A 19,860-nucleotide genomic window follows, 5' to 3' on the forward strand; every position below is an offset into this window, starting at 1 on the left:
ATGCCGGCGATCATGAAACCGCAGAACACCATCGACGCAATCAGCGGATGACGGTCGACCATGCGCCCGCCCAAAGAGTTGCCGATCAGGCCGACCGCGCCAAAGCCCATGAGGCACCAGCCCACTACCGTGCCGTCAAAACCCGCCAGGCGTTCGAGGATGTCTGCCAGGTAGGTGTAGGCGGTGAACATCCCGCTGAACACCAGGATCGACAGCAGGATATGGCCCTGCATCAGCGGGCTGCGCAAGATCTTGAACTGCGAGCGCAGGCTGACCTGGTCGTTTTTTGCCCGGGTCTTCGGCAGGTAGATAAACAGCAGCAGGGCCTTGGCGAACGCCACCACCGCAAGAATGCCAAAGGCGGTGCGCCAGCCGAACATATCGGAAATCAGCGTGCCCACCGGGATCCCGAAGACCGTGGCACACACGATGCCGAAGCCGATTTTTTCAATCGCGCGGCCGGCGAAATCCGGCCCCACAATGTCCACCGCTGTCTCGCTGGCCAGGGCCCAGAACACCGGCAGCCCCAGCGCCGGGATCAACCGGGCCAGGGACATGACCCAGATATTCGAGGCCATTGCCGCCAGAGTGTTGGCCAGGCCGAACATGATCAGGATCGTGATAAACAGTCGCTTGCGCTCGAACCGGGCGAAATACGCGGTGAGGAACGGGCCAAACGCCGCCACGGTGAAGGCGAACAACGTCACCAGCAAACCGGCCTGGGACACGCTTACATCGAGGTCCCGGGCGATGGAAGGCAACAGGCCGACGATGATGAACTCTGTGGTCAGCACGGTAAAACCGGCTGCCGACAACAGCAGGATCGGAAACAACATCAAAAACTCCAGAAAACAGCGACATCAACGACAGCCCGGAGGGCCCGCTGATAGAGAAGAAATAAGAGGATGGGCAATGTTAACAGAATGTGTAGCGGCGTGGTGACGGAACGCCGCACCCGGATTAGACGTTTCCTACAGATGTTAGACTTCGCTCCTGCCAGATTCATGCTGCCTAGCTGCATCTATTAAAAAAACCAGAGACAACCTTTTTATGACTGCTGCCCCTTCCCTCTTCCAACGCCTGATGTCTATCAGCCTGGTCACCCAAATTGTCATCGGCCTGATCGCCGGTATCCTGTTGGCCCTGCTGTTGCCCGACGTCGCACAAGCCACCGGGTTTATTGGCAAGGTCTTTGTCTCGGCGCTCAAGGCCGTCGCGCCCATCCTGGTATTTGTGCTGGTGATGGCCTCGATTGCCAGCCACAAGCACGGCCAGGAAACCCATATCCGCCCGATCCTGTTCCTGTACCTGCTGGGCACGTTCGCTGCCGCCGTGGTCGCGGTGATCGCCAGCACGCTGCTCCCCTCCTCGCTGGTGCTGGCCACCCACGATGTGGCCGTGAGCCCTCCCGGCGGTATCGGTGATGTGTTGCAAAGCCTGTTGCTGAGCGTGGTGGACAACCCGGTCAGCGCGCTGATGAACGCCAATTTCATCGGTATCCTGGCGTGGGCCATCGGCATGGGCATCGCCATTCGCCATGCCAGCGACACCACCCGCACCGTACTGGGCGACCTGTCCAACGGCGTCACGCTGATCGTGCGCATGGTGATCCGCTTCGCGCCCCTGGGGATTTTCGGCCTGGTGGCCTCGACCCTTGCCACGTCCGGCTTCGGCGCTCTGCTGGGCTACGCACACCTGCTGCTGGTGTTGATCGGCTGCATGCTGTTCGTCGCGCTGGTGATCAACCCGGCCATCGTGTTCTGGAAGCTGCGCCGCAACCCTTACCCGCTGGTGCTGATGTGCCTGCGGGAAAGCGGGATCACCGCGTTTTTCACCCGCAGTTCGGCGGCCAACATTCCGGTCAACCTGGCGTTGAGCAAGCGCCTGGGCCTGCATGAAGACACGTACTCGGTGTCGATCCCGCTGGGCGCCACCATCAATATGGCCGGCGCTGCCATCACCATCACCGTGCTGACCCTGGCCGCCGTGCACACCCTGGGCATTGCCGTGGACATCCCCACCGCCGTGCTGCTCAGCGTGGTCGCGGCGGTGTGTGCCTGCGGCGCGTCGGGGGTTGCCGGGGGCTCGCTGCTGTTGATCCCGCTGGCGTGCAGCCTGTTCGGCATTCCCAGCGAAATCGCCATGCAGGTGGTGGCCGTGGGCTTCATCATCGGCGTGTTGCAGGACTCGGCGGAGACCGCACTGAACTCGTCCACCGATGTGTTGTTCACCGCTGCCGCGTGCCTGGGCAAGGAAGAACAAGCCGCGTAGACCTTGCGCGCACAAAAAAGCCCGGGGCGGTTCGTGAATGAACCGCCCCGGGCTTTTTATTACAAGGCTTAGAACGCGCCCATGTAGTCGCGCTTGCCCACTTCCACGCCGTTGTGACGCAGCAAGGCGTAAGCGGTGGTGACGTGGAAGAAGAACTGCGGCAGGCCGTAGCTCAGCAGGTACGACTGGCCGCTGAAGCGCTTCTCTTTCGGGGTGCCAGGGCGAGTGATGATCTCGATGCCTTCTTTACCGTCGACCTGGGCCGGGGTGATGGTGTCGATAAACGCCAGGACCTTGGCGATCAGCGCTTGCAGGTCGGCGAAGGTGACTTCTGTATCGTCGTATTTCGGAACTTCGATTTCAGCCAGGCGGGCAGAAACGCCTTTGGCGAAGTCGACGGCGATCTGCACCTGGCGCACCAGCGGGAACATGTCCGGGTACAGGCGTGCCTGCAGGAAGGCGTTCGGGTCGATGTTCTTGGCGGTGGCGTGGGCCTCGGCCTTGTTCAGCACATCGCTCAGGGCGTTGAGCATTTGCTTGAAGACCGGGAGGGAAGCGGCGTACAGGGAAATAGTCATGACAGTCTCGACAGTTGTGGCAGGGTTTGAAACAGCCGCGATTATAGACATGCCGGCCACCGGCGCCGCTTGTCTTTTATTTTTTCAGGATTAGGCTAGTGAGCTCACTGCATTAGGGAAAGCGCGATGACCACCGAGCACGACACCACTTCCGAAGAACCGCGCCTGAACAGCACGGAAATCCGCATCCTTGGCTGCCTGATCGAAAAACAGGCCACCAGCCCCGAAACCTACCCGTTGACCCTCAACGCGCTGGTGATCGCCTGTAACCAGAAAACCAGCCGCGAACCGGTGATGAACCTCAGCCAGGGCCAGGTTGGCCAGAGCCTGCGGGCCCTGGAAGGCCGCGGGTTTACCCGGCTGGTGATGGGCAGCCGCGCCGACCGCTGGGAGCATCGGGTGGACAAGGCGCTGGAGCTGGTGCCGGCCCAGGTGATTCTCAGCGGGTTGCTGTTTCTGCGGGGGCCGCAGACGGTCAACGAACTGCTGACCCGCAGCGGGCGCATGCATGACTTTGAAGACGCCGAGCAGGTGGTGCATCAACTGGAACGCCTGATTGCCCGTGGGCTGGCGTTGTTGGTGCCGCGTCAGTCGGGGCAGCGGGAAGATCGGTACATGCACGCCCTGGGCGACCCGGCGGACATTGAAGCGATCCTGGCGGCGCGTGGGAATCCGGTGGAGCGTGGTGCGGGAAGTGGGGTTTCCCTGGAGCGTATCGAAGAGCTGGAAGCGCGGATTGCGGCGCTGGAAGAGCGCCTTTCGCGGCTCGAGTAATGTTTGTGGTGAGTGGGCTTCTGTGGTGATGGAGCTTTTGTGGCGAGGGAGCTTGCTGTGGCGAGGGAGCTTGCTCCCGCTGGAGTGCGTAGCGCTCCCATTTTCTTGGGGCTGCTGCGCAACCCAGCGGGAGCAAGCTCCCTCGCCACAAAAGCTCACTCTCCAAAGCAAGCTCCCTCGCCACAGCAAGCTCACTCTCCACACCGCCAGCGGTGATGCTCAGCTCCGGGCAAATGCCACCGCCGCCTGAAACTGTTCATCCGTCGGCCGCACGCCGGTGTACAGCACAAACTGCTCCAACGCCTGGATGGCGATCACTTCCAAACCGGTGATCACTCGTTTGCCCTGGGCCCGTCCACGCAGGATCAGCGGGGTTTCCGAGGGAATCGCCACCACATCGAAGACCGTCTCGGCCGCATCAACCGCGTCAGCTTCAAACGCCAACTGATCCGCTTCCGCCCCTCCGGTCATGCCAATCGGCGTGACGTTGACCAGCATCTGCGGGCGCAAGGCACCCAACTGCGCCTGCCACTCATACCCCAGGCTCTGGGCCAGCGCCCGGCCCGCTTCTTCATTGCGCGCCACGATCACGCCCTTGGCGTAGCCGCCATCGCGCAAGGCACTGGCCACCGCCTTGGCCATGCCGCCGCTGCCGCGCAGGGCGAAGGTCGAGTCCTTGGGCACCTGGTGCTTGTGCAGCAGTTGCTCGATGGCGATGTAATCGGTGTTGTAGGCCTTCAAATGCCCGTCGGTGTTGACGATGGTATTGATTGACGCAATGGCCCGCGCCGAATCGTCCAGCTCATCCACCAGGGCAATACAGGCTTCCTTGAACGGCATCGACACGCCACAACCCCGAATGCCCAAGGCCCGAATGCCACCGACGGCGCCAGGCAGGTCCTGGCTACTGAAGGCCTTGTAGTAGAAATTCAACCCCAACTGCTCGTACAGGTGGTTATGAAAGCGCAGGCCAAAGTTCCCGGGGCGCGCCGACAGTGACATGCACAGTTGGGTGTCCTTGTTGGGGTTCATCTGCATCGGTAACTCCTTGAAGCCATTCCAGAGGCGGTTTCGGATAGACGGAATACCCGCGCCGGCGGGTTGTCATGGATCATACGCACTGTGCCCGGCCACTTGTGTAAGCCAACCGATACAGACCTTACACAACCTTTACCTATCGGCTGTGCTGTTTTTTAGAAATACGCTGTCTTAAAAGTATCCCCGCGACAATCCTTGAGTCGATTGATTGCAGACCATGAGCGCAGGGGCTAACCGAGGAATGACCATGATTCGTAAACTCCCCAAGATCGCCTTGCTGATCGGCGCACTCGCTATGGCAGGACAGGCCTCCGCCCACGGTGGTGGTTGGGGTGCTCCGCTCGCACTGGGAGCCGTTGTTGGTGCAGTGGTAGGCGGCTCGATCGTCGCCAGCCAATCGCGGCCGGTCTACGTGCAACAACCGGTGTATGTCCAGCCGCAGCCGGTGTATGCCGCTCCGCCGCCGGTCTACTACGCACCGCCACCGCCTGTGTATGTGCAACAACAGGTTTATTACCGCCCGGCGCCGGTCTACTACGGCCCACCGCGCGGCTACTACGGCCCTCCACACGGCTATTACGGTCGCGGCTGGTAAGCCTCAACTGATACACCTGAACAGGCTCCGCCCTAAAAGCGGGGCCTTTTTTTGGCCTGCAGGTCTGAATAAATCTCGCCAAGGTCGTTATAAGGACAATGGCTGTGGCCAAATCCCACATCATTGATCTCAATAGGCGCTTGCCCGAACGGGGCCTGCGCTGTCATGTTTGTGTCTCAAAAGGCTTCCACTATCAACACTGTCCGACCAATAACAACAAGGACGATTGCCCATGCCCACGCAAAACCCACATCGCACCGCCGGCCTCTGCACCTCGAGCAAGGTCTATAGCGTACTGACGGAGCTCAAGGCCCTGGAAGGCCATCGCAACGCCAAGTTCCTGTCCTTGCTGACGGAAAACCTGGTGCGCAAGGGCCTGCTCAGTGAACAGGAAGTGGTGCATATGCTCGACCAGGTGGTCGACTGACTGAGGGTCGCTCGATAACAGTGATGTCGACTATCGAGCAGGTTGATTTTCCCTGAAGGCCTACGCACCGTAATGTCACCTCCATAGCGTATCGGAGGTCATCATGCCCACTATTCAAATCATGTCTGTCATCGGCAGTGCCGTTCCCGCCTCTCTGCGGGAGCTTGGCTTGCTCGCTTGCTGGTACCTGGTACGCGATGGCGAAGCCATCAGCGGCCCACTCACTTCATTACCGGCCGCCCAGGCCCTGTCGGTCAAAATGGCGCATTGCTTTCATGCCTAAGGCAGTTGCACCCGCGGTTTGGTTTCCACAAACAGCGCCCAGCTGGACATGAACAACGCAGCAATCAGTGGCCCGATGACAAAGCCGTTCAAGCCAAAGATCGACAGGCCGCCCAAGGTTGAGATAAGGATCAGGTAATCCGGCATGCGGGTGTCCTTGCCCACTAGGATGGGCCTTAGCACATTGTCCACCAGCCCGATCACAAATACCCCGAACAACCCGAGCACCACGCCCTGCCAGATCGACCCGCTCAGCAGGAAGTACGCCGCCACCGGCCCCCACACAATCCCCGCGCCCACCGCCGGCAGCAGCGACAGAAACGCCATCAACACCGCCCAGAGCAACGCGCTGGGAATGTCCAGGAACCAAAAGATCAAGCCACCCAACGCGCCTTGCGTGACCGCTACCAGCACGTTGCCTTTCACCGTGGCACGCACCACCCGGTTGAACTTCAATTGCAGGCGACGCTTCTGCGGTTCCGCCAGCGGCACCGCGGTGCGCACCTTGCGCACCAGCTCGGGGCCATCGCGCAGCAGGAAGTACAGCAAGTACAGCATGATGAAAAAACTCACCAGGAAATCAAACGTGCCCTGGCCGAAGCTGAACGCCTGGGTCGCAAAAAACTGGCTGCCCTGCATCGCACTCTTGACGATCTTCTCCCGCAGGCCTTCCAGGTTGCCCATGCCGAAGCGGTCCAGCAGATGCTGGAAATACGGTGGCAGGAAGTTCTTGAACTGCTCGATATACCCGGCAACGTCGAGCTTGCCGCTCTCGACGTTCTTGTAAAGCGTCGCGCCCTCCTGCACCAGCAAGGCACTGGTGATGATCACCGGCAGAATCGCGATTATCAGGCACACCGTCAGGGTTGCCAGGGATGTGAGGTTGCGGTTCCAGCCAAAACGTTGCTGGAAGCGCCGTTGCATCGGCGCAAAGATGATCCCCAGGATCACCGCCCAGAACACCGCGCCGTAGAACGGCAGCAAAATCCAGATAAACGCGATGGTCACCAGGGCGAGCAGTAACAGCAGGGTTTTGAATTGCAGGTTGGTTTGGTTCATGTCCGGTCCATGTCTAAAACACCAGGCGCTCATGTGCGCCTTGATGTTTAGTCCACTGCAAATCCCGCGAGTGCCCTACTTATTAGACCTGGATCAATAAACTGCGCACCCGGCCCGGCTACCCTGCCGCCCTTTTGCGACCCGAACCCATGCCTCCCGTTATCGCCCCCGAACTGCTCGCCCCCGCCGGCACCCTGAAAAACATGCGTTATGCCTTTGCCTACGGTGCCGATGCCGTCTACGCCGGGCAACCGCGCTACAGCCTGCGGGTGCGCAATAACGAGTTCGACCACGCCAACCTCGCCCTCGGCATCCAGGAAGCCCAGGCCCAGGGCAAGCGGTTCTATGTGGTGGTCAACATAGCGCCTCACAACGCCAAGCTGAAAACCTTCCTCAAGGACCTTGCCCCGGTGATCGCCATGGGCCCGGATGCGCTGATCATGTCCGACCCGGGCCTGATCATGCTGGTGCGCCGGCACTTCCCGCACATGCCGATCCACCTGTCGGTGCAGGCCAATACGGTGAACTGGGCCAGCGTCGAATTCTGGCAGGCGCAGGGCATCTGCCGGATCATCCTGTCCCGGGAGTTGTCACTGGAGGAAATCGACGAGATTCGCCAGCAAGTCCCCGCCATGGAGCTGGAAGTGTTTGTGCACGGTGCGCTGTGCATGGCCTATTCCGGGCGCTGCCTGCTGTCGGGCTACATGAACAAGCGGGATGCCAACCAGGGCACCTGCACCAACGCCTGCCGCTGGAAATACCGGGCGACGCCTGCGGTGGAAAACGCCGCCGGCGACATCGTGCAGCACTATGCGCCCGAGCCGACCCTGGGCCTCGGTGCGCCCACCGACCAGGTGTTCCTGCTGCAGGAGGCCAATCGCCCCGACGAACAGATGCCCGCCTTCGAAGATGAACACGGCACCTACATCATGAACGCCAAGGACCTGCGGGCGGTGCAGCACGTCGACCGGCTGACGCGCATGGGCGTGCACTCGTTGAAGATCGAAGGCCGCACCAAATCCCACTTTTACTGCGCCCGCACCACCCAGGTATATCGCCAGGCGATTGATGACGCGGTGGCCGGGCGCGACTTTGACCGGGGCTTGATGACCAACCTCGAATCCCTGGCCCAGCGCGGCTACACCGAGGGTTTCCTGCGCCGGCACGTGCACGATGAGTATCAGAACTATCAGAACGGCAGCTCGGTGTCCGAACGCCAGCAGTTCGTCGGCGAACTGACCGGTGAACGGCGCGGCGAACTGGCCGAGGTCAAGGTCAAGAACCGTTTTGCCGTGGGCAATCACCTGGAACTGATGACCCCGGCGGGGAATTTCCACTTTGACCTGGGCTCATTGCACAACGCCAAGGGCGAGGCCATCGCGGTGGCGCCGGGTGACGGGCATACGGTGTATTTGCCGATCCCGGCGGAGATGGACCTGCGTTTCGGCCTTTTGATGCGCGACGTTTAACTTCGCCAGACACCTCAATGAGTGCGAGACAGCTTGCTGTGGTGAGGGAGCTTGCTCCCTCACCACAGCAAGCTCCCCCACCACAAAAAGCAGGGCGTACGCGCACTAGGTTCATTTGCAAAGTAGAATTGGCGGTTCTGCGTACCGCCACCTTGTCTTGAGCGGTCACCCTCTTTTTTACGGAGATCGCCTTGCGTCTGTTTCATACCTCCGACTGGCACCTTGGGCAAAACCTGCACGGCCAGGAACGCGACTTCGAACACGCCTGCTTCCTCGACTGGCTGCTGGGCCAGTTGGGCCTGCATCGCCCTGACGTGCTGTTGATCGCCGGCGATATTTTCGACACGGTCAACCCGCCACTCAAGGCCCAGGAGCGGCTGTACGACTTCATCATCAGCGCCCATGAGCAAAACCCTGCACTGACCATCGTGATGATCGCCGGCAACCACGACTCCGGCTCGCGCATCGAACTGCCGGCGCCGTTGATGCGCCGCCTGCGCACCCACGCCCTGGGCCGGGTGCTGTGGCTGGATGACGGACAACTGGATGTCGAACGCCTGCTGATTCCATTGCCCGGTGCCGACGGTGAAATTGCCGGCTGGTGCCTGGCATTGCCGTTCCTGCGCCCGGCCGAAGTGACCGGCGCCCAACTGGGGGACGATTACCTGCGGGGCATCGGCCAGGTTCACGAGTGGCTGATTGCTGCCGCCAATGCCAAGCGCCAGCCGGGCCAGGCACTGGTTGCCATCAGCCATGCGCACATGGCCGGCGGCTCGGTGTCGGAAGACTCCGAGCGCAGCCTGATCATCGGCAATGCCGAAGCGCTGCCGGCGAGCCTGTTCGATGCCAGCGTCAGCTATGTGGCCCTCGGCCATTTGCATAAACCCCAGCGGGTGAATGGCGAGGAGCGGATTCGCTACTGCGGCTCACCGATTCCGCTGTCATTCTCGGAAATCGGCTACCAGCACCAGATCCTCGACGTGCAGCTGGACGGCGAAACCCTGGTCAGCGTCGAATCCCGGCTGATCCCGCGCTCGGTCAACCTGCAACGCCTGGAAGCCGCGCCCCTGGCCGACATCCTCAAGCAACTGGCCGACCTGCCCGACATCGACCTGCTGGCCGAAACCCAGCGCCAACCGTGGCTGGAAGTGCGGGTGCGCCTCGACGAACCGCAACCCGACCTGCGCCAGCAGGTGGAAAACGCCCTGCAAGGCAAGGCCGTGCGCCTGGTGCGCATCGCCGCTGAATACGCAGGCAACGGAGGCCGTGAAGACAGCCAGGAAGACCGCCTGATCGAACTCGACCAACTCACGCCCCAGGAATTGTTCAGCCGCGCCTGGCAGGAAAGCTACGGCAGTGAAGTGGACGAACAGACCCTGAAGGACTTCGCCGTGCTGCTCCAGGAAGTACAACAGGAGGGCGAACAGCCATGAAGATCCTCGCCATTCGCCTGAAAAACCTCGCCTCTTTGGCGGGTCCGTTTGAAATCGACTTTACCGCCGAGCCCCTGGCCAGCGCCGGGCTGTTCGCGATTACCGGGCCCACCGGCGCCGGCAAAAGTACCTTGCTCGATGCGCTGTGCCTGGCGCTGTTTGGCGCCGTGCCGCGCCTGGGCGATACCGGCCAGGCAAAAATGCCGGATGCCGACACCGATATTTCCATCGGTGACCCACGCACCCTGATTCGCCGGGGCACTGGCGGCGGTTATGCCGAAGTGGATTTTGTCGGCGTCAGTGGCCGTCGCTACCGCGCCCGCTGGGAAGCCAACCGCGCCCGGGACAAGGCCAGCGGCAAGCTGCAAGCCAGCCGGCAAAGCCTGATCGACCTGGACAGCGAGCAGCTGCTGGCCAGCCAGAAAACCGAATACAAGACCCAGCTGGAATTGGCCCTGGGCCTGAACTTCGAGCAGTTCACCCGCGCGGTGTTGCTCGCGCAAAGTGAGTTCAGCGCGTTCCTCAAGGCCAACGACAACGAGCGCAGCGAACTGCTGGAAAAGCTCACCGACACTGCGCTCTACACCCAACTCGGTCGCCGCGCCTTCGACAAGGCCAAGGACGCCCGGGACGCCCACAAACACCTGCAGGACCAGGCTACCGGCGTCACCCCGCTGGCCCCCGAGGCCCGCGCCGAACTCGACGAACAGCTGGCCGCCGCACAGCAACAGCTCAAGACCCAGCAGGCGCAACTCAAGCAACTCGAGTTGCAGCACACCTGGCTGAAGGAACTGCGGGAGTGGCAGGAGCGCCAACAAAGTGCGGTCGAGCAACTGCAACAGGCCCAGCAACACTGGGCAAGCCAGGGCCCGCAGCGCCTGGACCTCAGCCGCCTGGAACAACTGGCGCCGCAACGTCACCACTTCGCCCGCCAGGCCGAACTGACCACGCAGTTGCAGCCCCTTGCCGCGCAAATCCAGCAGCACCTTGAGCAACAAACCGCGTTGCACACCCGCCAGACCCAACTGCAACAGCAACAGGCCGACGTGCAAGCCGCCCTCGCCCAGGCCCTCAAGCAGCAAGCCGACGCTGTGCCCTTGCTGCGCCAGGCCTTCGAGGAGCAAACCACCCTCGCCCACTTGACCCGTGAGCTGGCCAAACGCAGCGAAGAGAAGCAGCTGGGTGAAGCTGCCTGCGTGGAAGGCCAGGCGACGTTGACCGGCTTGCTCGACAAGCAGAAAGTTGTCGCCGAGCGCCTGCACCGGCTGGCCGCAGAGCTTGAACGCAGCGCCGCCCTCGCGCCGTTGAGTGAGGCCTGGAGCGCCTACCGCGACCGCTTGCAACAGCTGATGCTGATCGGCAATCGCCTCAATAAAGGCCAGGCCGAACTGCCACAACTGGAAGAGCGCGCCACCCGTCTCGGTGAAAAATGGACCGAGCAACGCGAAGCCCTTGACCTGCTGTACCACGAAGCCGGCGCCGAACCCCATGCAGTGGCCGAACAGATCCAGTTGCTCGGCAGCCTGCTCCAGGACAACCGCAAGCAACATCGCGCGTTTGAAGACCTGGCGCGGCTGTGGAACAGCCATCAGCAACTCGACAGCCAGAGCCAGGCCCTGACGCAAAAGCAGACCCTCGCCCAGCAACAACGCGAACTGTTGAACCAGAGCGGCTTGCAGGCCAAGGCCGAGCTGGCCGTCGCCGAACAAACCCTGACCGTCACCAAGCAACTGCTGGAGCGCCAGCGCCTGGCCCGCAGTGCCAGCGTCGAGGAATTGCGCGGCCAGCTTCAGGATGAGCAGCCGTGCCCGGTGTGCGGCAGCGTCGAGCACCCGTATCACCAGCCCGATGCCATGCTGCAAAGCCTGACCCGCCACGACGAAAGCGAAGAAGCCAACGCGCAGCAAGCCGTGGATGTGCTCAAGGAAAAACTCACTGACCTGCGTGGCGAAGTGGGCGGCCTGATCGCCCAGCAAAAGGAATTCCTGCAACAACAGGAGCAACTCGCCAGCCAGTTGCAGGCCTTGCTGCCAAGCCTTGAAGCCCATCCGCTGTCCGCCTCGCTGTTCAACCAGGACGCGGCCAAGCGTGATGCCTGGCTCGCCCAGCAACTGAGCCAGCTCAGCCAAAGCCTCACCCAGGACGAGCAACGCCAGGGCGCCCTGCTCAACCTGCAACAGAACGCCGGGCGTTTGCAGCAACAACTGCAAGCCGCCCAGGACGCCAGCCAACAGGCGCGCCAGTTACTGATCGACCAGCAACGGGAACTGTCCAACGACCGCGAACGCCTGGACGAAGAACTCAACGCCTTCGCCAGCCTGCTGCCCACCGAGACCCTCGAAGGCCTGCGCAGCGAGCCGGCGGCGACCTTCATGTTGCTCGACCAGCAGGTCAGCCAGCGCCTGGAACAGCTCGACAACCAAAAGGAAGAATTGGCCGAGCAGCTACAGCGCCAGCAAGCCATCGAGAAAGAGCAGGACCGCCAGCAACATCGCCAGCAGCAGCTGGAGACTTTGCACAAACAGCTCGCCGAACAGAGCGCCCTGCAACACGCGGCCGAGGAAAAACTCGCCGGCCTACTGGGCGAAAACTCCAGCGCCGAACACTGGCAACAGCAATTGGACCTGGCCGTCGACCAGGCGCGGCAACATGAGGCCGAGGCCAACCAACAGTTGCAGGACACCCGCAACCAGTTGATCCAACTGGCCGCCGACCTCAAATCGCTGCAAGAACGCCAACAGTCCCTGGAAACCGAACACGCGGCCCTCACTACGCGCCTGAGCGACTGGCGCGCGTTGCACCCGGAACTCGATGACGAAGGCCTGGCGCGCCTGGTGGCCTTCGATGAGCCGCAGGTGGCCGAGCTACGCCAGCAACTGCAACACAGCGAAAAAGCCATCGAGCAGGCCAAGGTGTTGCTGCAAGAGCGCGAACAGCGGCTCAAGGATCACCAGGCGCTGCACAACGGCAACCTCGACGCCGAGCAACTGGACAGCGCCCTGGCCGAACTCAATGCCGCGCTGATCATTGGCGAAAAACACTGCGCCGAACTGCGCGCCCAACAGGCCGACGACCAGCGCCGCCAGGATGCCAACCAGGCCTTGGCGGCCGAGATCGCCAAGGCCTACGAAGAATGGCAACGCTGGGCACGCCTGAATGCGCTGATCGGTTCGGCCACCGGCGATACCTTCCGCAAGATCGCCCAGGCCTACAACCTCGACCTGCTGGTGCACCACGCCAACGTACAACTGCGCCAACTGGTACGCCGCTACCGCCTCAAACGCGGCGGCAGCATGCTCGGCCTGCTGGTACTCGACACGGAGATGGGCGACGAACTGCGTTCGGTGCACTCGTTGTCCGGCGGCGAGACGTTCCTGGTGTCGCTGGCGCTGGCTTTGGGCCTGGCGTCGATGGCGTCGAGCACGTTGAAGATCGAGTCGCTGTTTATCGACGAAGGCTTCGGCAGTCTCGACCCCGAGTCGCTGCAACTGGCGATGGACGCCCTCGACGGCTTGCAGGCCCAGGGCCGCAAGGTGGCGGTGATTTCCCATGTGCAGGAAATGCACGAGCGGATTCCGGTGCAGATTCAGGTCAAGCGCCAGGGCAATGGCTTGAGCACCCTGGAGGTCAAGTGAGCGAGGCCGTGTTGTATTCGTTCCGCCGTTGCCCCTATGCAATGCGGGCGCGGATGGCCCTGCGGTATTCAGGGCTGGCGGTGCAGATCATCGAGGTCAGCCTCAAGGCCAAGCCGGCTGAGATGCTCGCGTTGTCACCCAAAGGCACGGTGCCGGTGCTGAGCGTGGATGGCCGGGTGATCGATGAAAGCCTGGCGATCATGCGCTGGGCACTGGCACAGAACGATCCTGAGGGTTGGTTGCTTGGGGATGATCGGGCGACGCAGGCGCTGATTGAAGAGAATGATCAGGGCTTCAAACATCAATTGAATCGATACAAGTATGCCGAGCGCTATCCGGAGCAGCCGATGGCGCATTATCGGGCCGAGGGTGAGGTGTTTTTGATGAGGCTGGAGGGGTTGCTGGCGGAGCGGGAGTATTTGCTGGCCGGGCATTTGAGCCTGGCGGATGTGGCACTTGCACCGTTTGTGCGGCAGTTTGCCCATGTGGATCGGGAGTGGTTTGGCCAGGCGCCCTATCCGCGATTGCAGGGCTGGTTGCAGCGCTTCCTGGAATCGCCGTTGTTCATCGCCGTGATGGCAAAAACCTGAGACTGTCGCAGGACAAAATGTGGGAGCGGGCTTGCTCGCGAAGGCGGTGTATCAGTCAGCCCATGTATAGACTGACCCGGCGCTTTCGCGAGCAAGCCCGCTCCCACATTTGATCTTCATCAGCTTCAAGATCAGTTCTGGATTTTGTGGTCCAGCGCTGCGTAGAAGTTGGCGCTTTGTTGCAGGTATTTCTGGGTGTAGGCGCTGGTGCTGGTTTTTTTGCTGCTGATTTCAACACTGGCGCTGGCTGGCAACGCTACGGTGGCGGAAACAGCGGAAGCGGCGATGATCGAGAAAAGATTGAAGTTCATGTCGGTAACCCTTGTGTTCGGTTGGCTTGGTGGCCTGTGTTGGCCTTGGAACCAAACTTACGCCCGAGGGGTTAGCCTTAGAAATTCATTGAAACACTAGCCGCTATTAATAGTATTAATACAACAAGTCAGGCCCCGCACTGCGGGGCCTGTGGCTTATTGCCGCACCAGGAATTTGAGGTCGCTGGGGGCATCAATCGCCAGTTTCTGCACGGTTTTGCCCAAAAGACCGGTCTTGGGATCGCGCTCGACGACCACAATCTCGTTGCTCTTCTGGTTGGCGATCAGCAGGAACTTGCCGCTGGGGTCCAGGGCGAACTCCCGGGGATGGTCGCCTTCCACCGATCGGCGCTGGATCTCTTTGAGCTGCGCAGTGGCCGGGTCGATGGCAAACACCAACATCTGGTTGGCGGTGCCACGGTTGCTCACGTAGAGGAACTTGCCGTCGCTTGAGGTGTGCAGTGCAGCACCGGCCTTGTCGGACACCGGCTGGCCATCCGCGAAGTTGACCAGTTGCTTCTGGGTCAGCTTGCCATCGTTGTAGTCGAACACCGCCACTTGCGCGCTCATCTCGGTGGTCAGCCAGGCGTGCTTGCCGTCTGCGGTGAACAGCAGGTGCCGCGGGCCGCTGCCCGGTGGCAATTGCACAAACGCAGGGTCGGCCGGGGTCAGCGGCAGTTCGTGGTTGGCCTTGGGGTCGTAGTGGTAGGCAAAAATCTTGTCCGCCCCCAGGTCCTGGACAAACACGTATTTGCCGTCCGGCGAAGACACCACCGAATGCACGTGGTTGGACGCCTGACGCTCCGGGTTGACCCGGCTGGCCGGGTGCCCGCTCAACTGCACCGGCGGCGACAGCTTGCCTTGGGCATCTACCGGCAACACCGCGAGGCTGCCGCCCGGATCTTCCAGCACCGAATAGTTGGCCACGAACAGGTAGCGCCCGTCACTGGCCAGGCTGGAATGGGTCGGCTCGTTGCCCAGGCTCTGCACCTGGTTGATCAGGGTCAGTTGATGGTTCTTCGGGTCGATGCTGTAGCTGCTGACGCGCCCCACCGGGTCTTTTTGGCCCGGGCCGTTTTCGTTGACCACAAACAGGTGCTTCTGGTCCTTGGACAGGGTCAGCCACGACGGGTTGGCCGCCTTGGCGGCGAGCACCGGCTGGCCGCTGAACTGCCCCGTACGGCTGTCGAACTGCAAGCGGTAGATACCTTCGCTGGTGCCGGCGGTGTAGCTGCCAACCAGCAATTCATAGGTGTCCACCGGCGCGGCCTGGACCGACATTGCGCCTACGCTGCCGGCCATCAGCAGGGGCCAGAATTTACGCATCATCATCCGCTTCATCCTCGTCATTATTGTTGCCGGTGACGCCGCTCATGCAGACCAGGCGGTGTTCGCCCTTGTCATCGGTAAGTGTCCAGCTTTGCAGGGTTTGATCAAAGGTCGCCGCCTTGACTTGCTCCAGGGTGAAACTCCAGCGCCTCTCGACGCGACCGTCCATGCAGATGATCAATAACGTCTGGTCATCCAGGCTGAAATCGAAGCTGTGCAGGCCATCGATTTCGACCATCTGGCAGTCTTCAAAAGCGTCGGGCAAGGTAGCGGTGTCGGCAGTCATAACCATCAATCATCAAGAGGAAAGACCTCATGATAGGTCAAATCGTTGCATCGGCCTAAGCCCGCGCAATGCAAAACGCCGTGGCACAGGCCACGGCGTTTTGGCAAACAGCGTTGGATCAGTGGGCGAACAGCGAATTGCCCTTCTGCCCCGCCAGCTTCTCGGGCTTGATCAGGAAGCGTGCCAGCGCCGGCAGCAGCCACAGCGCGCCGAACATGTTCCACAGCAGCATGAAGGTCAGCATCAGACCCATGTCGGCCTGGAACTTGATGGCCGAGAAGATCCAGGTGCATACGCCGATTGCCAGGCACAGCCCGGTGAACAGCACGGCTTTACCGGTGGACTTGAGCGTCTGGTAATAGGCTTCCTGCAACGGCAGGCCGGCCCGCAGGAAACTCTCCAGGCGGCTGTAGATGTAGATGCCGTAGTCCACGCCGATCCCCACCCCCAGCGCCACCACCGGCAAGGTCGCGACCTTGACGCCGATGCCCATGAACGCCATCAGCGCGTTGCCCAGCACCGAGGTCAGCACCAGCGGCAGCACGATGCACAGGGTCGCCGCCCACGAGCGGAAGGTGATCATGCACATGGTGGCCACGCACAGGTACACCAGGATCAGGATGGTCAGCTCGGACTCCTTGATCACCTCGTTGGTGGCCGCCTCGATCCCGGCGTTACCGGCGGCAAGGATGAATTCCAGGCCGTCCTTGTTGTTCTCCTTGGCAAAGTCCTGCACCGCATGCACCGCGCGGTCGAGGGTTTCGGCCTTGTGGTCGTTGAGGAACACCAGCACCGGCGCCAGGGAGCAATTGTTGTTGTACAGGCCATCGGCGCGGGCAATGGAGTTGTTCAGCACATCCGGGTTGCGCGACAGGGTTTCCCATTTCAGGTTGCCCTCGTTCATGCCCTTGATCATCTGCTTGGACACGGTCACCAGCGAGATGGCCGACTGCACGCCTTCGGTGTTCTGCATCTTCCACATCAACTGATCGATGGGCGCCATGGCTTCATACCGCGAGCAGCCTTCGGGCGGGGTCTTGACCATCACCACCAGCACGTCGGAGCTGGTGGAGTAGTTGTTGATGATGAAGTTGTTGTCCTTGTTGTAGCGCGAGTCCGGGCGCAGCTCCGGTGCACCCTGGTCGAGGTCACCGATCTTCAGGTTCTGGCTGTACCAGAGGCCGCCACCGAAGGCGATCAGCGCCAGGGCTATCGACACCGGCGCGACCTTGGGGCTGGCGAACTTCGACAGCAGGCGCCAGAACGGGTGTTCGCGGTGCGCATCCTTCTTGCTCTTGGCGATGGCGCGTTTGCTGATGCCGACATAGGAGATCGCCACCGGCAGCAGGATCAGGTTGGTGAACACGATGACCGCCACACCCACCGAAGCACCGATTGCCAGCTCGCGGATCACACCGATGTCGATGATCAAGAGGGTGATAAAACCGACCGCATCGGCGAGGATCGCGATCATGCCCGGCAGGAACAGCTGGCGGAAGGTACGCCGGGCCGCGGTCAGGGCGTTGTCGGCATCACTGGATTGCAGGGCGATGCCGTTGATCTTCTGTACGCCGTGGGAAATACCGATGGCGAAGATCAGGAACGGCACGAGCATCGAGTAGGGATCCAGCCCGAAACCCAGGGCATGCATCAGCCCGAGCTGCCAGATCACCGCCACCAGCGTGGTGCTCAACACCGCGACGGTACTGCGCAGGCAGTTGGTGAACCACAGCAGCAGCACCAGGGTGATGACGAAGGCGATACCGAAGAACATCACCACCATCACCAGGCCGTCGATCAGGTCGCCGACCTTCTTGGCGAAACCGACAATGTGGATCTTGACGTTGGGGTTCTGCGCCTCGAACTTGTCGCGGATCTTGTCTTCGAGTTCATGGGAGAACTTGCGGTAGTCCAGGGCCAGCAGCTTGCCCTGGTCCTGGGGATCCGGGTAGGACTCCAGCAGCGGAATGTCGACGATGCTCGACTTGAAATCGTTGGCCACCAACCGCCCGACCTGCCCGGACTTCAGCACGTTGTTGCGCAACTGGTCGAGGCTTTCCGGCGAGCCGTTGTAGCTTTGCGGGATCACTTCACCGCCGGCAAAGCCTTCCTCGGTGACTTCGGTCCAGCGCACGCTGGGGCTCCACAGGGACTTGAGGCCGGAGCGGTCGACGCCGGAGATGTAGAACACCTCGTCGTTGATCTGGCGCAGGGTCTCCATGTACTCCTTCGTGAAGATGTCACCGTCCTTGGCTTCCACCGAGATGCGCACCGTGTTGCCCAGGTTCGCCAGGTCGTTGCGGTGCTCCATCATCCTCTCGATGAAGGGGTGCTGGAGGGGGATCATTTTTTCGAAGCTGGTGGACGGGCGAATCAACGTCGCCTGCCAGAACAGGAAAATACTCACCAGCAGGCAGATCGTGATGACTGCCGGGCGGTTATTGAAAATCAGGCGCTCGAGAAACGTGGCCTTGTCGTTGTGATGACTGCTCATTGTGTCCCCGCCTTCTTATTGTTTTGTCGGCTCGGCGCCGGTTGGACTGGCCACGCGAACGCCGCCCTGCCCCGCCAGAATCAAGTTGCCGTTGCCCGCCGCGGTGACCGCCGACAGCGAAATGCGGTCCGGGCGATTGAATACGCTGAAGGTCAGGCCGTCGTCGTGGCTGACCACCACGCTTCCACCGTTGCCCACTACCACGATGGAACCGTCGTCCAGCAGGGTCGCCCCCGACAAACCGAATTCCAGCGCGCCACGAGTGGCGTTCAGCTCCACCGGCTCCCAGGTGCTGCCAAAATCCGTGGAGCGGAACAGGTTGCCACGCAGGCCGTAGGCCAACAGCGTCTGCGCCTGGGCGGTGCCGATCACGCCGAACAGCGAGCCCTCGTAGGGGCCTTCGAGTTTTTCCCAGGTCTGCCCCTCGTCATGGGAGCGGAACATGCTGCCCTGCTCACCGACGATAAACAGCCCGGCGTCTTTCACCTGGGCGATGGCGTTGAGGTGGTATTGGTCTTCGTTGTCGAGGCGGTCGCTGACGTCGTCCCAGGTCTTGCCCCCGTCGGTGGTTTCGATCAGCGCACCGTAGGCACCCACGGCAAAGCCGTTGCTGGCGTCCTTGAACCAGACGTCGAGCAGCGGTGCTTCGCGCTTGAGGTCCTGGAATTGTTGGGTCCAGGTCACGCCGCCGTCGGTGGTGGCGAGGATCTGTGCGTCATGGCCCACCGCCCAGCCGTGTTGGTCGTCGGCGAAAAATACGGCGGTCAGCAGTTGCCGGGTGGGGACTTTGGCTTGAGTCCAGGTGGCGCCCTGGTCGTCGGAATAGAGGATGTGCCCGCGATCACCGACCGCGACCAGGCGCTTGCCTGCGTGGACCACGTCGATCATCAGGCTTTTGGCGGCCTTGGGGGAGTCAATGGCGAACACCGCGGCGGCGGTGGTTTCTGTGGCGGCATGGGCCGGTGTCGACAACGCGACAACCCCCAGCAACGAGAGCGCTGTGGCCAGCAATGCGACCCTGCGCGTGGCCTTCGGGCGGAAAAACACCACACCCATGACAGGCTCACTCATAGACCTTTCTCCCATTTATTATTGTTAGGTCGTCTTGCCGTGGGGAGCCCTGAAACCTGCAATCTAGAGCGCCTTGGGCAAGCTGGGCCATCCTAGCGGGCTTTGGAATCGTCTGACAATCGGCGCTACGTTATGTTTTGTTAACTGGAGGGGTTTGGGTCGGTGCTGAATGTAGTGCTATCAGCGGCGGTGATCCGTGGAGGGGCGGCTGTTGGGGT

Annotated in this window: 18 protein-coding genes; 9 read left to right on the forward strand and 9 right to left on the reverse strand. The window is 61.6% G+C overall.

What is annotated here, in order from left to right:
* Positions 1–836, reverse strand: an 836-nt coding sequence (locus HX873_RS19820; protein ID WP_177123080.1) for an MFS transporter, incomplete at its 3' end; no start/stop codon positions are given.
* A gap of 214 nt (positions 837–1,050) precedes the next feature.
* Between HX873_RS19820 and sstT the strand changes: the two genes are divergently transcribed.
* Entirely contained in the window at positions 1,051–2,271 is a 1,221-nt protein-coding gene (gene sstT, locus HX873_RS19825; RefSeq protein WP_177123081.1) for a serine/threonine transporter SstT, read from the forward strand.
* Positions 2,272–2,339: 68 nt separating this feature from the next.
* Here sstT and HX873_RS19830 read toward each other — a convergent pair whose 3' ends face one another.
* On the reverse strand, positions 2,340–2,849 hold the full coding sequence (locus HX873_RS19830; protein ID WP_003211233.1) for a DUF1993 family protein: 510 nt from the start codon (positions 2,847–2,849) through the stop codon (positions 2,340–2,342).
* A gap of 126 nt (positions 2,850–2,975) precedes the next feature.
* Here HX873_RS19830 and HX873_RS19835 point away from each other — a divergent pair, with 126 nt between their 5' ends.
* Positions 2,976–3,623, forward strand: a complete 648-nt coding sequence (locus tag HX873_RS19835; protein ID WP_003211232.1) for a YceH family protein — start codon at positions 2,976–2,978, stop codon at positions 3,621–3,623.
* Positions 3,624–3,842: 219 nt separating this feature from the next.
* Here the strand turns inward: HX873_RS19835 and HX873_RS19840 are convergent, their stop codons facing one another.
* Positions 3,843–4,661 carry a shikimate 5-dehydrogenase gene (locus HX873_RS19840; RefSeq protein WP_003211230.1) on the reverse strand — a complete coding sequence of 273 codons (819 nt, stop codon included), beginning with the start codon at positions 4,659–4,661 and terminating at the stop codon, positions 3,843–3,845.
* Between the two features lie 241 nt (positions 4,662–4,902).
* On the opposite strand from HX873_RS19840, the gene HX873_RS19845 reads away from it, so the two are divergent.
* The 3 genes from HX873_RS19845 to HX873_RS19855 all read left to right on the forward strand — a co-directional run bounded on the left by HX873_RS19845 (position 4,903) and on the right by HX873_RS19855 (position 5,966).
* Positions 4,903–5,256, forward strand: a complete 354-nt coding sequence (locus HX873_RS19845) for a hypothetical protein (RefSeq protein WP_008435927.1) — start codon at positions 4,903–4,905, stop codon at positions 5,254–5,256.
* 232 nt (positions 5,257–5,488) lie between these two features.
* On the forward strand, positions 5,489–5,683 hold the full coding sequence (locus tag HX873_RS19850) for a hypothetical protein (RefSeq protein WP_003211226.1): 195 nt from the start codon (positions 5,489–5,491) through the stop codon (positions 5,681–5,683).
* A 103-nt stretch (positions 5,684–5,786) separates the two neighbouring features.
* Entirely contained in the window at positions 5,787–5,966 is a 180-nt protein-coding gene (locus tag HX873_RS19855; protein WP_003211225.1) for a hypothetical protein, read from the forward strand.
* Here HX873_RS19855 and HX873_RS19860 read toward each other — a convergent pair.
* Entirely contained in the window at positions 5,963–7,024 is a 1,062-nt protein-coding gene (locus tag HX873_RS19860) for an AI-2E family transporter (RefSeq protein WP_003211223.1), read from the reverse strand. The genes HX873_RS19855 and HX873_RS19860 overlap by 4 nt on opposite strands.
* A 149-nt stretch (positions 7,025–7,173) precedes the next feature.
* Between HX873_RS19860 and yegQ the strand changes: the two genes are divergently transcribed.
* From yegQ to HX873_RS19880, 4 genes are all read left to right on the forward strand, one after another.
* Positions 7,174–8,493 carry a tRNA 5-hydroxyuridine modification protein YegQ gene (gene yegQ / locus HX873_RS19865; RefSeq protein ID WP_177123082.1) on the forward strand — a complete coding sequence of 440 codons (1,320 nt, stop codon included), beginning with the start codon at positions 7,174–7,176 and terminating at the stop codon, positions 8,491–8,493.
* A 191-nt stretch (positions 8,494–8,684) separates the two neighbouring features.
* The gene (locus HX873_RS19870) at positions 8,685–9,926 is read left to right on the forward strand and encodes an exonuclease SbcCD subunit D C-terminal domain-containing protein (RefSeq protein WP_177055134.1); all 1,242 of its coding nucleotides are present in this window, start codon (positions 8,685–8,687) and stop codon (positions 9,924–9,926) included.
* Positions 9,923–13,561: an SbcC/MukB-like Walker B domain-containing protein gene (locus HX873_RS19875; RefSeq protein ID WP_177123083.1), complete on the forward strand. Its 3,639-nt coding sequence runs from the start codon at positions 9,923–9,925 to the stop codon at positions 13,559–13,561. The genes HX873_RS19870 and HX873_RS19875 overlap by 4 nt, the downstream gene beginning before the upstream one ends.
* Positions 13,558–14,151 carry a glutathione S-transferase gene (locus HX873_RS19880; protein WP_177123084.1) on the forward strand — a complete coding sequence of 198 codons (594 nt, stop codon included), beginning with the start codon at positions 13,558–13,560 and terminating at the stop codon, positions 14,149–14,151. The genes HX873_RS19875 and HX873_RS19880 overlap by 4 nt, the downstream gene beginning before the upstream one ends.
* Positions 14,152–14,282: 131 nt before the next feature.
* Here the strand turns inward: HX873_RS19880 and HX873_RS19885 are convergent, their stop codons facing one another.
* From HX873_RS19885 to HX873_RS19905, 5 genes are all read right to left on the reverse strand, one after another.
* Positions 14,283–14,462, reverse strand: coding sequence for a hypothetical protein (locus tag HX873_RS19885; RefSeq protein WP_003211212.1), 180 nt, complete (start codon positions 14,460–14,462; stop codon positions 14,283–14,285).
* Between the two features lie 156 nt (positions 14,463–14,618).
* Positions 14,619–15,794 carry a lactonase family protein gene (locus tag HX873_RS19890; protein ID WP_177123085.1) on the reverse strand — a complete coding sequence of 392 codons (1,176 nt, stop codon included), beginning with the start codon at positions 15,792–15,794 and terminating at the stop codon, positions 14,619–14,621.
* Positions 15,781–16,077 (reverse strand): DUF5629 family protein, encoded by a 297-nt coding sequence (locus tag HX873_RS19895; RefSeq protein ID WP_177123086.1) that lies wholly within the window; start codon positions 16,075–16,077, stop codon positions 15,781–15,783. The genes HX873_RS19890 and HX873_RS19895 overlap by 14 nt, the downstream gene beginning before the upstream one ends.
* Positions 16,078–16,195: 118 nt before the next feature.
* Positions 16,196–18,571, reverse strand: a complete 2,376-nt coding sequence (locus HX873_RS19900; RefSeq protein WP_003211205.1) for an RND family transporter — start codon at positions 18,569–18,571, stop codon at positions 16,196–16,198.
* Between the two features lie 15 nt (positions 18,572–18,586).
* The gene (locus tag HX873_RS19905) at positions 18,587–19,627 is read right to left on the reverse strand and encodes a YCF48-related protein (protein ID WP_003211203.1); all 1,041 of its coding nucleotides are present in this window, start codon (positions 19,625–19,627) and stop codon (positions 18,587–18,589) included.
* Between the last annotated feature and the right edge of the window lie 233 nt (positions 19,628–19,860).

The organism is Pseudomonas sp. P7758, assembly GCF_013386485.1.
Classification (GTDB): Bacteria; Pseudomonadota; Gammaproteobacteria; order Pseudomonadales; family Pseudomonadaceae; genus Aquipseudomonas.